Annotated in this window: 1 protein-coding gene; it reads left to right on the forward strand. The window is 76.3% G+C overall.

Features of this window, described 5'->3' with window-relative positions; all coding sequences use genetic code 11:
- The first annotated feature begins 231 nt into the window (after positions 1–231).
- Positions 232–672, forward strand: coding sequence for a PH domain-containing protein (locus ACFV61_RS18055; RefSeq protein ID WP_063346470.1), 441 nt, complete (start codon positions 232–234; stop codon positions 670–672).
- Positions 673–818: the final 146 nt, after the last annotated feature.

Raw genomic sequence — 818 nt, forward strand, 5'->3', positions numbered from 1 at the left:
ATACTTTTAAAAAACCAACCCCCCGGGCCGCTTCGCGCGGGCGGGGGGCCCCCCCCCCCGGCGGGGGGGGGGTATTGCACGTTTTTTTGGGGGGGGGCCGGCGCCGGGGCCCCCCCCCCCTTCGTCTGGAACCGTCGTCCGGAACAGCCCTTCGTCCGGATCCGTCCGTTGCCCGGAACCGTCGTTCCCGGGAACGACCGTTCCCCCGAACCACCCCACCGGAGACCCCACGTGTCCACGCCGCCCGTCGAGTTCCCCGTCACCTGGGCGCCGCGCCGCACCCGCGCCGTGCTGCTGCCGGTCTGCGCGCTGCTGGTGGTGCTGTTCGCCGTGATGGCCGTGGTGCTCCCGGAGAACTGGCAGCTCAACGACCGGATCATGATGGCGGGCAGCGGCGTGCTGTTCGCGTGCGTGGGCCTGATGCTGGCCCGCCCCCGGGTGAGCGCCGACGCGCAGGGCGTGACGGTGGTCAACTTCGTCCGCAGCCGCCGGCTCACCTGGGCCGAGATCGTCCGGGTCAACTTCCGCCAGGGCGACCCGTGGGCCACCCTCGACCTGGCCGACGGCACCTCGCTCGCCGCGGTCGGCATCCAGTCCGGTGTCGGCAAGGACCAGGCGATCGCGCAGGCCCGTGCCCTGCGCGACCTGGTCGAGCACCACGCCAGGGCCTGAGCCCCGCGCCACCGCCGCCGCCGGTCGGCGCCCGCCCGCTTCACACCGGCACCGCCCGCCCGCCGACGCCCCGCCGCCACCCCACCCGACACCCCCCCCGGCCCCCCCCCGCGCGCGCCCGCCCGCCCCCGCCCCCGCCCCCCCCC

The organism is Kitasatospora sp. NPDC059817 (assembly GCF_042731835.1).
GTDB lineage: Bacteria > Actinomycetota > Actinomycetes > Streptomycetales > Streptomycetaceae > Kitasatospora.